Below are 12,450 nucleotides of genomic sequence, written 5' to 3'. Positions count from 1 at the left end.
CGGTGATACACTCGCATCACCTCGTCCCTTCCACTCGACATGAAATTCTGCTCCGTCTGCGGTCACGAAGTCATCGCGCGCATTCCTCCGGGCGACAACCGCGAGCGCTTCATCTGCGATCACTGCGGCACGATCCACTACCAGAATCCGCGCAACGTCGTCGGCACGGTTCCGGTCTGGGGCGATCAGATCCTGCTGTGCCGCCGCGCGATCGAACCGCGCTACGGGTTCTGGACGCTGCCCGCGGGCTTCATGGAAATGGGCGAGACGACGGCCGAAGCCGCCGCGCGCGAAACGCTCGAGGAAGCCGGCGCGCGCGTCGAGGTGCAGAACCTGTTCACGCTGCTCAACGTGCCTCACGTGCACCAGGTCCACCTGTTCTACCTCGCGCGGCTCACCGATCCGGCGTTCGAGGCCGGCGAGGAAAGCCTCGAAGTGAAGCTGTTCGACGAAGCCGATATCCCGTGGGACGAAATCGCGTTCCCGACCGTCAGCCAGACCCTGCGGTTCTTCTTCGCCGATCGCGCCGCGGGCGACTACGGCGTGCACACCGGCGATATCTTCCGCTCGCTGCGCAACGGCTGAGCCCCCGCCCCATGGTCCCCTGGCTCGGCCCGGACGATCCGTTTCCGCCCATCGAACGCGCGCTCGGTCCCGCGACCGGCGCGCCCGGCCTGCTCGCCGCGAGCGCCGACCTGCTGCCCTCGCGCCTCATCGACGCGTACCTGCGCGGCATCTTCCCGTGGTATTCGGACGGCCAGCCCGTGCTGTGGTGGAGCCCCGATCCGCGCATGATCCTCGTGCCGGCCGAATTCAAGGTGTCGCCTTCGCTGCGCAAGACGCTGAAGCGCGTGCTGCGCGAGCCCGACTGGGAAGTGCGCGTCGACCACGATTTCCCGGGCGTGATGCGCGCGTGCGCGCAGGCGCCGCGCCGCGGGCAGCGCGGCACGTGGATCACGGCCGAGATCATCGACGCTTACACGTCGCTCTACCGCTCCGGCAACGCGCACAGCATCGAGACGTGGCACGACGGGCGGCGCGTCGGCGGCCTGTACGGCGTGTCGTTCGGGCGGATGTTTTTCGGCGAGTCGATGTACGCGGACGCGACCGATGCGTCGAAAATCGCGCTGGCCACGCTCGTCGCGCACCTTCGCGAGCAGGGGCTGGAAATGATAGACTGCCAGCAGAATACGTCGCATCTAGCGTCGCTCGGCGGCCGCGAGATCGCACGCAAGGCCTTTGTCGCTCACGTGCGCAGCGCGGTAGCCGAACCGCCGATTCCGTGGCAGTTCGACAAGCGCGTGCTCGCCGCGCTGACGGGCCGCACCGAAACGGCGGCCCCCTCCGGAATCGAGCGCTAGCGCGGCACTCCCTCCCTGCAACGAGAGCTGCCCATGACTCACCCGACTGAGCTGCCGCTTTCACCGCTTTCGGCGCTGCAATTCTATGCAACGGCGCCCTATCCGTGCAGCTATCTGGACGGCCGCGTCGCGCGCTCGCAAGTCGCGACGCCGAGCCACCTGATCAACTCCGACATCTACACCGAGCTCGTGAAGGCAGGCTTCCGGCGCTCGGGCGTCTTCACGTATCGTCCGTACTGCGACGGCTGCCGTGCCTGCGTGCCGGTGCGCGTCCCCGTCGCCGCGTTCGCGCCGTCGCGTACGCAGCGCCGGATGTGGAAGCGGCATCGCACGCTCGTCGCGACGGTTTCGCCGCTGCACTACGACGAAGAGCACTACGCGCTCTACATGCGCTACCAGTCCGCGCGCCACGCGGGCGGCGGCATGGATCGCGACAGCCGTGACCAGTACGAGCAATTCCTGCTGCAGAGCCGGATCAACTCGCGCCTCGTCGAATTCCGCGACCTCGACGCCCCGGGCGGCGAGCCCGGGAAGCTGCGCATGGTCAGCATGATCGACATCCTCGGCGACGGGCTGTCGTCCGTCTACACGTTCTTCGAGCCCGACGACCGGCACACGAGCTACGGCACCTACAACATCCTGTGGCAGATCGAGCAGGCGAAGAGCCTCGGCCTGCCCTACGTGTACCTCGGCTACTGGATCCGCGAGAGCCCGAAGATGGCCTACAAGGCGAACTTCCACCCGCTCGAAGGGCTGATCGACGGCCGCTGGAAGATACTCGATCCGGAACGGATCGACCTGCCGCCCGTCGACGCGGCACTGGCCCGTGCGCCGTTGCCGGGCGGGCATTCCGGCTCGGGCTGACGCGCGCCGCGGGGGTGACGAAGCGAAGCGCGCCCCTGCCGCCCAACTCCCGGTAAAATAGCGGGTTGTCATTCATTCCGGCTGTCCGCCCTATTCCCGTGTTCAGTTCCCTTTATCCGCTGGCCCGCGCATCCCTGTTCAAGATGGATGCGGAAGACGCTCACCACCTCACGCTACGCGCGCTCGGCGCGGCCGGCCGCACGGGCCTTGCCTGCGCGCTGTCGGCCCGCGTGCCCGACGCGCCGCGCACCGTGATGGGGCTCACGTTCCGCAACCCGGTCGGCCTCGCGGCCGGCCTCGACAAGGATGGCGCGGCCATCGACGGCCTCGCGGCGCTCGGCTTCGGCTTCATCGAGGTCGGGACGGTCACGCCGCGCCCGCAGCCCGGCAACCCGCGCCCGCGGATGTTCCGCCTGCCGCAGGCCGAAGCACTGATCAACCGGATGGGCTTCAACAACCACGGCGTCGACCAGTTCGTGAAGAACGTCCAGGCTGCCCGCTATCGCGGCATCCTCGGCCTGAACATCGGCAAGAACGCCGATACGCCGATCGAGCGCGCCGCGGAGGACTACCTGTACTGCCTCGAGCGCGTGTACCCGTTCGCGAGCTACGTGACGATCAACATCTCGTCGCCGAACACGAAGAACCTGCGCCAGCTGCAGGGTGCGGGCGAGCTCGACGCGCTGCTCGCGGCGTTGAAGGACAAGCAGCAGCGCCTCGCCGACCTGCACGGCAAGCTCGTGCCGCTCGCGCTGAAGATCGCGCCCGATCTCGACGACGAACAGGTCAAGGAAATCGGCGACACGCTGCTGCGCCACAAGATCGAGGCGGTCATCGCCACCAACACGACGCTGTCGCGCGCGGCCGTCCAGGGCCTGCCGCATGCGGACGAAGCCGGCGGCCTGTCGGGCCGCCCCGTGTTCGACGCGTCGAACGAAGTGATCCGCAAGCTGCACGCCGAAGTCGGCAGCGAAGTGCCGATCATCGGCGTCGGCGGTATTTTCTCGGGCGAGGATGCCCGCGCGAAGCTCGCGGCCGGCGCGGCGCTGGTGCAGCTCTATACGGGGTTCATCTACCGCGGTCCCGCGCTCGTCGCGGAATGCGTGAAGGCCGTCGCCCGCGAACGCACCGCGTAATATAGGCATAAACAAACGATATTTAAAAGTCGATTGCATTTTTGCTATCATCGACCCCGTTATCAGAATCAATGACCCGGACAGGGCAAGGAAACACACGATGAAGATTGCGCTGCTGAAGAAGCTGCTGGTTGCCGGCCTGATCGGCACGTCGTTCGCCGCTGCCACCGCGCATGCGGCCGACCTCCTCGACCAGGTGAAACAACGCGGCACGCTGCGGGTCGGCCTGGAAGGCACGTTCCCGCCGTTCAACTCGAAGAACCCGCAAGGCGAACTCGTCGGCTTCGACGTCGACATCGCGAAGGCCGTGGCCGCGAAGCTCGGCGTGAAGGCCGAATTCGTGACGACCGAATGGAGCGGCATCATCGCGGGCCTGCAGGCCGGCAAGTTCGACGTGATCGCCAACCAGGTCGGCATCACCGACAAGCGCAAGGAAACGCTCGACTTCTCGCCGGCGTACACGTACTCGTCCGCGCAGCTGATCCAGCGCAAGGACGACACGCGTGACTTCAAGTCGCTGGAAGACCTGAAGGGCAAGAAGCTCGGCGTCGCGCTCGGCACGAACTACATGGACATGGCGAAGTCGGTGCCGGGCATCGACGTGAAGACGTACCCGGGCGCGCCCGAGTACCTGCGCGATCTCGCGGCCGGCCGTCTCGACGCGGCGCTCAACGACCGCCTGATGCTCGCGTACCTGACGAAGAACTCGCAACTGCCGCTGCGCCCGGGCGCGAACGTCGGTTCGGCGAACCCGTCGGGCATCCCGTTCAAGAAGGGCAACCCGAAGTTCCAGAAGGCGATCGACGACGCGATGGCGCAACTCGAGGCCGACGGCACCTTCACGAAGATCTCGGACAAGTGGTTCGGCATCGACGTGACGAAGCCGATCAAGTAAGCACGCCTGCATTTCCCGCCTGACGGCGGGCCGGAAAGGGCGGCATCCGTCACGATGCCGCCCTTTGTTTTATGCGTCCGGTTTATGATTGCGCTTTCGCGCACGCATTCGATTCGTATTCCATGTCGACAACGTCCCTGCTCGTCCAATCGCTGCCGGTGCTCGCCCAAGGCGCCGTTCTGACCGTCAAGTTCGCCGTGCTGTCGATGGTGTTCGGCCTGCTTGGCGCCGTCGTGCTCGCGATGATGGGCATCCGGCAAAGCGAAGCGCTCGACGGTTTCGAACGCATCTGGGTCAACGCGCTCGCGTGGCTGGCACGCGCATACGTGAGCCTGATGCGCGGCACGCCGCTGCTCGTGCAGATCTTCGTCATCTATTACGGGCTGCCGAGCCTCGGCATCTCGCTCGACCCGACGCCCGCCGGCGTCATCGCGCTGTCCGCGAACGTCGCGGCCTACATGTCGGAAAGCATGCGCGGCGCGATCAACGGGATCGCGCGCGGCCAATGGCTCGCCGCGTACAGCCTCGGGTTGTCGTGGGGGCAGACGCTGCGCTACGTGATCGGCCCGCAGGCGCTGCGCATCGCGGTGCCGAGCCTGTCGAACAGCCTGATCAGCCTGATCAAGGACACGTCGCTCGTGTCCGTGATCACCGTGACCGAACTGCTGCGCAGCGCGCAGGAAGTAATCGCGGCAACCTATCAGCCGCTGCCGCTTTATCTCGCCGCCGCGGCCGTGTATTGGATCCTGTGCCAGATCCTCGAATGGGTGCAGCGCTGGTACGAAAAGCGCCTGTCGCTGCCGTCGCGGCACTGAGCGCACGCCGCGCGCCGGGCCGCTCGCGCGCGCCCGGCTCCCGCCTTCCCGCTTACTCGCCCGAATAACGCACGCCGAGCGCCGCACGCGCGGCATCGGTCATCGCGATCATCTGCCGCGAATGGTCGTGCGTCATGATCGGGCTTTCGGTCTGGCCCGCGCGCAGCAGGTCGCAGAAGTGCGCCGTCTCGTAGTTCAGGCCGCCGCCGTCGACCGGTGCGTCGAGTTCGACGGTGCGCCCGTCCGCATAACGAATCGTCGCGCGCGCGGGGTTCCACCATTTCTCGTGAATCGTCACGTGGCCGCCGGCCGCGGCGATCAGCGCGTCGCCGCGCCCCATCACGTCGAGCCCGCAAAAGAGCTGCGCGATCCCGCCGTTCGCATGCACGCTGTTCAGGCTTGCGAACAGATCGACACCCGTCTCGCCGACGCGGCCGAGCGTCTGCACGTCGCGCGCGGCGCCGAGCCAGTCGACCGCGAGAAACGCCTCGTAGATCCCGATATCGAGCAGTGCGCCGCCCGCGCGATCGAGACGATAGACGGCATGGTCGTCCGGCACCGATGACGACGCGCACCCTGCCCGCACGAGCCGGATCTCGCCGATCGGATCGTCATGCAGATGCGCACGTAACTGACGGTACAGCGGGAAGAACGGCGGCTTCATCGCCTCCATGAAAAGCCGCCCGGCGTCGCGTGCCGCACGCAGCACGGTGTCGAGCTGCGCCGCGTTCAGCGTCGCGGGCTTTTCGCACAGCACGGCCTTGCCGGCAGCCAGCGCGGCCAGCGTGTACTGCCCGTGACTGTCATGGAGCGTCGCGATGTAGACCGCGTCGATATCGCTCGCGAGAAGTGCTTCGAGGCTTGCGGCAGGCGTACCGCCGTATGCATCGCAAAAGTCTGCCGCGGCATCGGCGCGGCGGGCCCAGGCACCGGCGAGCGTGGCACCCGGCACGTGCGCGAGGCTTTGCGCGAAACGGCGCGCGATGCCGCCTGCGCCAACGATGCCGAAGCGCACCGTGCGATGGTCGTTGTCGTTCATCCTGATCTTCCGTGTCGGTCGTATGACGATGGCCGGCACGCTGCCGGCCGGCCGTCATGATAAACGGCCCGCGGCACACGGATGAGCGAGTCGCGCAGCGTCAGGCGCGCATGGGCACGTCGACGGAGAAATCGCGCGAGATCTCGTCGGCGCTGAAATCGATCAGCGCGAGCGAAGCGGCTTCGGCTTCGCGCGGGTCGCGCCGCTCGATCGCGTCGACCACACGTGCATGCGCCTTCACGACGACGTCGTGCGCACCTTCCTTCTGCACGACACGCGGATTCACGAGACGCACCGCACCGCGCACGATCGCCGCCATCTGCTGGAAGAACTGGTTGCCGCTCGCCTGCACGATTCGCGTGTGCAGCAACTCGTCCGCCGTGTCGTAGCCGGGGTCGCCCGGCTGCAGCACCTTGAACGCATCGAACGCTTCGCGGATGCCCGCGATGTCGGCAGCCGTCGCGCGCACCGCCGCCTGCGCGGTCGCGCGCGGTTCGATCAGCATCCGGAATTCGATGACGTCGCGCATGAACTGCGGATCGGGTTTCGCCCGGAATCGCCAGCTCACCACGTCTTCGTCGATCATCCGCCAGTCGCGCATCGGCCGCACGCGCGTGCCGACTTTCGGACGCACGTCGAGCATGTCGCGTGCAAGCAACATCGATAGCGCTTCCCGCATCACGGTGCGACTCACATCGAACTCTTTCGACAGCACGTCCTGCGGCGGCAAGATGCCGCCGTACTTGTCCTCGACGATACCCGAGACAAGCCCATCCATCACTTTCGCGACCAGTGACCGGTCTTTGCCCTGCTCCATGACACCTCCCCGTGCGTCGATTTGCGAACACCTGCTCCGCAGTTCCGCCGGCCCTGGTTACGACTGTTCTTATGATCTATAAGTTGATGAGTTCGAGGATATTTCGCTATCTGGTAAACACCTGACAGGGTTATCCCTCTTTTTGACCGGGTGATTTATACGGCTAAAAATAAGGCCCGGGAAGCGCATTGCGCCTACCGGGCCCCGATTTCCACAAGATTTAAACATTCAGTCCATTACGACACGCGACTCATCATTACGGACTGCTTGTCACATCTTTCAATTAGCCGAATAAACGATCGTTTCAACGCCGTTTTCCGTGCCGAGCAAGCACAGATTCGCACCGCGCTCGGCGAACAGGCCGACCGTCACGACGCCCGGCCATGCGTTCACCTGGGCTTCGAAACCGCGCGGATCGGCGATCTGCAGCCCCTTCACGTCGATGATCTCGTTGCCGTTGTCGGTGATATACGGCGCGCCGTCCTTCGTCACGCGCAGCACCGGCACGCCGCCGAGCGCGGTCACGCGCCGGCCGATCGCCGTGCGCGCCATCGGCACGACTTCGATCGGCAGCGGGAACCCGCCGAGCACCGGCACGCGCTTGCTGGCGTCCGCGATGCAAACGAACGTATCGGCCACCGATGCGACGATCTTCTCGCGTGTCAGCGCGCCGCCGCCGCCCTTGATCATCGCGCCGCTCGCGTCGATCTCGTCGGCACCGTCGACGTACACCTGCAGCGAATCGACCTCGTTCAGGTCGAACACCTTGATGCCGTGCGACTTCAGGCGTTCGGTCGTGGCGACGGAGCTCGACACGGCGCCGCGATAGCGCGCCTTGACGACGGCGAGCGCGTCGATGAAGCAGTTGGCGGTCGAGCCGGTGCCGACGCCGATCACGGCGCCTTCCGGCACGTTCTGGATCACGTAATCAGCGGCGGCCTGGCCGACGAGGCGTTTGAGTTCGTCTTGAGTCATGGAGTGGTAATGCTGCGGGATTGCGGAAAACCACCAGTTTACCGGACTCGGATGACGGCCCGGCTTTTTCGGCGTGCCGGGCGCGGCGGATTCAGGGCGCGCCCGCCGCGGGCGCGTTGTCCGCCGGTTGCGTGCCGGGAAAGTACTTGTCGAGCAACGCCTGCGCGATCGCGTCGGTTTCGGCGTCCGGGTTGCCTGCATAGTCGGACGGCCTGAAATGCATCTGGAACGCCGCGAACACGCGGCGCGTGCGTGCGTCGAGCACGCCATCGGTGGCCACGTCGTAACCGTAGCGCGCGAGCTTGAGCTGCAGTTCGCGCACGTCGACCGGCGCATGCGGATCGCGACCGCCGAGCCGCGCGGTGATGGTCGCCTCGTCCGGCCACGCACCGACGCCGGCCACGGCCAGCACGTGCCACGGAAACAGCGGCCCCGGATCGATCTTGCGTTGCGGCGCGATGTCGCTGTGCCCGACCACACGCGTCGGCGGAATCCCGTAGCGCGCGACGATGTCCTTCGACAGCCGGGTCAGCGCCGCGACCTGTTCGGGCGGATAAGGCTGCCAGGTGCGGTTTTGCGGATCGAGCGGCCCGCGGTTCACGTTCTCGATGCCGATCGACACCGCGTTCAGCTCCGTCGTGCCCTGCCACTCGCTGACGCCCGCGTGCCAGGCGCGCTCCGATTCCGGAACGAGCTGATAGACGACCGGCCTCCCGCGCTCGAGGCGCGGCTGCGGCGGGATGACGTAATGCACGCTGACCGAATCGCCCGTCAGCGTGCGAAGCGATTTCGCCTCGTCGCTTTCGGTGTAATGCATCACCAGAAAGCGGATCCGCGCATCGGCGCCGCGCGCGTGCAGGCTCGTGTCGGCGTAGTAGGTACCGCGTTCGACGAGCGACGGCGACGTGCAGGCAGCCAGCAGGCACAGCACGGCGCAGGATGCGCCAGCGCGAAACAGGGTCATCGGTCGCGAGCTCCGGAGAGCCGCGTGCCGCAGCGGATCGCGGCACGCGTCGTTCGGGTCATTCGAGGCCCGCGCAGGGCGCGCGGGACGGGCTGCGTCAGCCCTTCACGCGCCGCTGGCGCACGGCTTCGTACAGGCACACGCCGCTTGCGACCGACACGTTCAGGCTTTCCACGCTGCCAGCCATCGGAATGCTCATCACTTCGTCGCAGGTGTCGCGCGTCAGCCGGCGCATGCCTTCGCCTTCCGCGCCCATCACGAGCGCGACGGGGCCGTCGAGCTTCGTTTCGTAGAGCGTCGCCGACGCTTCGTCCGACGTGCCGATGATCCACACGCCGGCCTCCTTCAGCTCGCGCAGCGCACGGGCGAGGTTCGTCACCGTGATGTACGGCACCGTATCCGCCGCACCGCTCGCCACCTTGGCCGCGGTGGCGTTCAGGCCGACCGCACGGTCGCGCGGCGCGATCACCGCGTGCGCGCCGGCCGAATCGGCGACACGCAGGCACGCGCCGAGGTTGTGCGGATCGGTGACACCGTCGAGCACCAGCAGCAGCGCCGGGCCCTGGATGCCGTCGAGCAGCTCGGACAGGTTCTGCGCGAGCGGGACGTCCTCGACACGCGCGACGACACCCTGATGGCGCTCGGTATGCGCGAGGCCCCACAGGCGCGTTTCGTCGGCCGCGATCAGCCGCACGCCCGCTTCCTTCGCGGTGTGCAGGAAGTCCTGCATGCGGCGGTCGCGGCGCGTCTGGTCGTACAGCACCTCCGCAACCGTCGATGCATCGTGCCGCAAACGTGCGGTCACCGCATGAAAACCGTAAAGAACCTTCAGACGTGACATGACTGGAACAACCTTCGATCAAACGTGCGGCCGCGCGACGCGCGCAGCCGCGATCCATGGAAAAGGAAAGCGCCGCGTGGCCGGCTGATGGCCGGTCACGCGGCGTCTCTCGATACTGCAGGGCGGGCGCTGGCGCCGCCCCGAACGCTCAATACTTCTTGCGGGCGCGTGCCTTCTTCGCGGTCGGCTTCGCCGCCGCACCGCCACCGCTGCTACCCTTCTTGCGCGCGGCGCGCGCTTCCTTCACCGCGACGCTCGGCGCACTCGCGGCCTTCTTGCGGCGCGGCACGTGATCCTCCACCTGCGGCAGCGTGCGTACGCGCGGGCCATTGCCGCGGTCGACACCGCCGCCAGCGGAAGCCGGCGCGGGCGACGGACGCGGCGCCTTCACCGGCGTATCGCGCACGAGGCGGAAGTCGATCTTGCGTGCATCGAGATCGACGCGGCTCACCTGCACGCGCACGCGATCCGACAGGCGATAGCGGATGCCCGTGCGTTCGCCGCGCAGCTCGTTCTTGATCTCGTCGTACTGGAAGTAGTCCGAGCCGAGTTCCGTGACGTGCACGAGCCCTTCGATGAACAGCGTGTCGAGCTGCACGAAGATGCCGAACGACGTGACGCCGTTCACCATCCCGCCGTACTCCTCGCCGAGCTTGTCGCGCATGAAGTAGCACTTGAGCCAGGCCTCGACGTCGCGCGATGCTTCATCCGCGCGGCGCTCGTTCGCCGAGCAGTGCAGGCCGAGTTCTTCCCAGATCGCCGTGTTCGAACGCGAGCGGCCGCGCGATTCGTCGTCGGCCTGCTGCATCGCGCGAGCGCGCGGCGACAGCGCGGTGTTCAGCTCGAAACCTTCCGGCGCCTTCGGCACGTATTTCTTGCCCGACAGGATCGCGTAGATCGCGCGGTGCGTGAGCAAGTCCGGATAACGGCGGATCGGGCTCGTGAAGTGCGCGTACGCCTCGTAGGCCAGGCCGAAGTGACCGATGTTGTCCGGGCTGTAGACGGCCTGCTGCATCGAGCGCAGCAGCATCGGCTGCAGCATCTGCGCATCGGGCCGGTCGCGGATCTGCGCCATCAGCGCCGCGTAGTCGCTCGCATGCGGCTTGTCGCCGCCGCCGAGCGACAGGCCCATGCCGCGCAGGAATGCACGCAGGTTCTCGAGCTTCTCCGGCGTCGGCCCCGCGTGCACGCGGTACAGGCCCGGATGCTTGTTGCGCTTCAGGAAATCGGCGGCGCAGACGTTCGCGGCCAGCATGCATTCCTCGATCAGCTTGTGCGCATCGTTACGCTGGCGCGGCACGATCTGCTCGATCTTGCCCTGCGAGTTGCAGACGATGTAGGTCTCGGTCGTGTCGAAGTCGATCGCGCCACGCTTCTGCCGCGCGGCGAACAGCGACTTGTAGACGCCGTACAGATCCTGCAGGTGCGGCAGAAGATCCGCGCGGCGCGCAGCCTCCGGCCCCTTCGTGTTCGACAGCACGGCGGCGACTTCGGTGTACGTCAGGCGCGCCGCCGAATGGATGACGGCCGGATAGAACTGGTACGCCTTGATCTCGCCGCGCGCGGTGATCACCATGTCGCACGCGAGCACGCAGCGGTCGACCTGCGGATTCAGCGAGCACAGGCCGTTCGACAGCTTCTCCGGGAGCATCGGAATCACGCGGCGCGGGAAGTAGACCGACGTGCTGCGCTCGAGCGCGTCGGCATCGAGCCCGCTGCCCGGCTGTACGTAGTGCGACACGTCGGCGATCGCGACGATCAGGCGGTAGCCGTCGCCGCGGCCGACCTTGACCGGCTCGCAGTAGACGGCGTCGTCGAAGTCGCGAGCGTCCTCGCCGTCGATCGTCACGAGCGGCACGTCGCGCAGGTCGACGCGGAAACGCAGGTCGGTCGGCCGCACCTTGTCGGGCAGCGCGGCGGCTTCGTCGAGCGCCGGCTGGCTGAATTCATGCGGCACGCCGTACTTGCGCACCGCGATTTCGATTTCCATGCCCGGATCGTCGATGTCGCCGAGCACCTCGACGACACGGCCGAGCGGCTGCGAATGGCGGCTCGGGAAATCGGTCAGTTCGACGACGACGACCTGCCCGACCTTCGCCTTCTTCACGTTCTGCGTGATCAGGATGTCGTGGCCGATCCGCTTGTCTTCCGGTGCGACGATCAGCGCGCCGTTCTCGTTGAGCAGGCGGCCGATCACGCGCTTGTTCGCGCGCTCGGTGACTTCGACGACATGCCCTTCCGGGCGGCCGCGGCGATCGTAGCCGACGATCCGCGCGAGCACGCGATCGTTGTGCATCACCTTCTGCATTTCGCCGTTCGGCAAGAACAGGTCGTCCTGGCCGTCGTCGCGGATCACGAACCCGTAGCCGTCGCGATGCCCCTGCACGCGCCCGGCGACGAAGTTCGACGGATGGGTCAACTGGTAATGGCCGCGCTTGTCGAGGCGGATCTGGCCGTCGCGTTCCATCGCGGCGACACGCCGGAAGAACCCCTCGCGCTCCTGACGCTTGATCGACAGTGCTTCCGCGATGTCGTTGGCGGCCAGCGGCGCGTCGCTCGTACGCAGCACGCCGAGAATTTCTTCACGGCTCGGAATGGGGTACGGATATTTGCTCAAGGGTTTGTCGATGGTTGTTCTCGTTGCGTTGATTGATGGTGCACGGCATCAACATAGAGGTGTCCGTCAGACAGTTCTATATTGACGGCGGCGGGTCATTCTATCACCCGCCTGTGTCACCAAAAG

The 12,450-nt window shown here is 66.7% G+C and carries 12 protein-coding genes; 6 read left to right on the top strand and 6 right to left on the bottom strand.

The window, feature by feature from the left end; translation table 11 throughout:
- Positions 1 to 39: 39 nt before the first annotated feature.
- The 6 genes from LGM89_RS32195 to LGM89_RS32170 all read left to right on the top strand — a co-directional run bounded on the left by LGM89_RS32195 (position 40) and on the right by LGM89_RS32170 (position 5,071).
- On the top strand, positions 40 to 585 hold the full coding sequence (locus LGM89_RS32195; RefSeq protein WP_089425269.1) for an NUDIX hydrolase: 546 nt from the start codon (positions 40 to 42) through the stop codon (positions 583 to 585).
- An 11-nt stretch (positions 586 to 596) separates the two neighbouring features.
- Positions 597 to 1,361: a leucyl/phenylalanyl-tRNA--protein transferase gene (gene aat, locus LGM89_RS32190; protein ID WP_226275114.1), complete on the top strand. Its 765-nt coding sequence runs from the start codon at positions 597 to 599 to the stop codon at positions 1,359 to 1,361.
- A 33-nt stretch (positions 1,362 to 1,394) separates the two neighbouring features.
- On the top strand, positions 1,395 to 2,225 hold the full coding sequence (locus tag LGM89_RS32185) for an arginyltransferase (protein ID WP_089425267.1): 831 nt from the start codon (positions 1,395 to 1,397) through the stop codon (positions 2,223 to 2,225).
- 98 nt (positions 2,226 to 2,323) lie between these two features.
- The gene (locus LGM89_RS32180) at positions 2,324 to 3,361 is read left to right on the top strand and encodes a quinone-dependent dihydroorotate dehydrogenase (RefSeq protein WP_021161559.1); all 1,038 of its coding nucleotides are present in this window, start codon (positions 2,324 to 2,326) and stop codon (positions 3,359 to 3,361) included.
- 100 nt (positions 3,362 to 3,461) lie between these two features.
- Positions 3,462 to 4,256: a cystine ABC transporter substrate-binding protein gene (locus LGM89_RS32175; protein WP_039358847.1), complete on the top strand. Its 795-nt coding sequence runs from the start codon at positions 3,462 to 3,464 to the stop codon at positions 4,254 to 4,256.
- Positions 4,257 to 4,378: 122 nt separating this feature from the next.
- A complete protein-coding gene (locus LGM89_RS32170) occupies positions 4,379 to 5,071 on the top strand; it encodes an amino acid ABC transporter permease (RefSeq protein WP_006484207.1) in 693 nt (230 codons plus the stop codon).
- Positions 5,072 to 5,123: 52 nt separating this feature from the next.
- On the opposite strand, the gene LGM89_RS32165 is transcribed toward LGM89_RS32170, so the two are convergent.
- The 6 genes from LGM89_RS32165 to rnr all read right to left on the bottom strand — a co-directional run bounded on the left by LGM89_RS32165 (position 5,124) and on the right by rnr (position 12,324).
- The gene (locus tag LGM89_RS32165; protein WP_226275113.1) at positions 5,124 to 6,110 is read right to left on the bottom strand and encodes a Gfo/Idh/MocA family protein; all 987 of its coding nucleotides are present in this window, start codon (positions 6,108 to 6,110) and stop codon (positions 5,124 to 5,126) included.
- A 100-nt stretch (positions 6,111 to 6,210) separates the two neighbouring features.
- Complete coding sequence (locus LGM89_RS32160; RefSeq protein ID WP_021161556.1) at positions 6,211 to 6,927, bottom strand: FadR/GntR family transcriptional regulator; 717 nt, start codon at positions 6,925 to 6,927, stop codon at positions 6,211 to 6,213.
- Between the two features lie 279 nt (positions 6,928 to 7,206).
- Positions 7,207 to 7,902: a ribose-5-phosphate isomerase RpiA gene (rpiA, locus tag LGM89_RS32155; protein ID WP_089494761.1), complete on the bottom strand. Its 696-nt coding sequence runs from the start codon at positions 7,900 to 7,902 to the stop codon at positions 7,207 to 7,209.
- A gap of 91 nt (positions 7,903 to 7,993) precedes the next feature.
- Entirely contained in the window at positions 7,994 to 8,866 is an 873-nt protein-coding gene (locus LGM89_RS32150; protein WP_089494760.1) for an N-acetylmuramoyl-L-alanine amidase, read from the bottom strand.
- A 97-nt stretch (positions 8,867 to 8,963) separates the two neighbouring features.
- Entirely contained in the window at positions 8,964 to 9,707 is a 744-nt protein-coding gene (gene rlmB, locus LGM89_RS32145) for a 23S rRNA (guanosine(2251)-2'-O)-methyltransferase RlmB (protein WP_059234599.1), read from the bottom strand.
- Positions 9,708 to 9,855: 148 nt separating this feature from the next.
- Positions 9,856 to 12,324, bottom strand: a complete 2,469-nt coding sequence (gene rnr / locus LGM89_RS32140; protein ID WP_226275111.1) for a ribonuclease R — start codon at positions 12,322 to 12,324, stop codon at positions 9,856 to 9,858.
- Positions 12,325 to 12,450 lie beyond the last annotated feature (126 nt).

The organism is Burkholderia sp. AU31624 (genome assembly GCF_020420065.1).
In the GTDB taxonomy this organism is placed as follows: Bacteria; Pseudomonadota; Gammaproteobacteria; order Burkholderiales; family Burkholderiaceae; genus Burkholderia.
The sequence above is the reverse complement of the archived record's forward strand: the minus strand, read 5'-3'. Positions and strand labels throughout refer to the sequence as shown.

What these genes read in the sequence shown, in the direction of transcription:
- LGM89_RS32195 (WP_089425269.1), top strand. Translation starts at nt 40, where the DNA reads ATGAAATTCTGCTCCGTCTGCGGTCACGAAGTCATCGCGCGCATTCCT.
- aat (WP_226275114.1), top strand. Translation starts at nt 597, where the DNA reads ATGGTCCCCTGGCTCGGCCCGGACGATCCGTTTCCGCCCATCGAACGC.
- LGM89_RS32185 (WP_089425267.1), top strand. Translation starts at nt 1,395, where the DNA reads ATGACTCACCCGACTGAGCTGCCGCTTTCACCGCTTTCGGCGCTGCAA.
- LGM89_RS32175 (WP_039358847.1), top strand. Translation starts at nt 3,462, where the DNA reads ATGAAGATTGCGCTGCTGAAGAAGCTGCTGGTTGCCGGCCTGATCGGC.
- LGM89_RS32170 (WP_006484207.1), top strand. Translation starts at nt 4,379, where the DNA reads ATGTCGACAACGTCCCTGCTCGTCCAATCGCTGCCGGTGCTCGCCCAA.
- LGM89_RS32165 (WP_226275113.1), bottom strand. Translation starts at nt 6,110, where the DNA reads ATGAACGACAACGACCATCGCACGGTGCGCTTCGGCATCGTTGGCGCA.
- LGM89_RS32160 (WP_021161556.1), bottom strand. Translation starts at nt 6,927, where the DNA reads ATGGAGCAGGGCAAAGACCGGTCACTGGTCGCGAAAGTGATGGATGGG.
- rpiA (WP_089494761.1), bottom strand. Translation starts at nt 7,902, where the DNA reads ATGACTCAAGACGAACTCAAACGCCTCGTCGGCCAGGCCGCCGCTGAT.
- LGM89_RS32150 (WP_089494760.1), bottom strand. Translation starts at nt 8,866, where the DNA reads ATGACCCTGTTTCGCGCTGGCGCATCCTGCGCCGTGCTGTGCCTGCTG.
- rlmB (WP_059234599.1), bottom strand. Translation starts at nt 9,707, where the DNA reads ATGTCACGTCTGAAGGTTCTTTACGGTTTTCATGCGGTGACCGCACGT.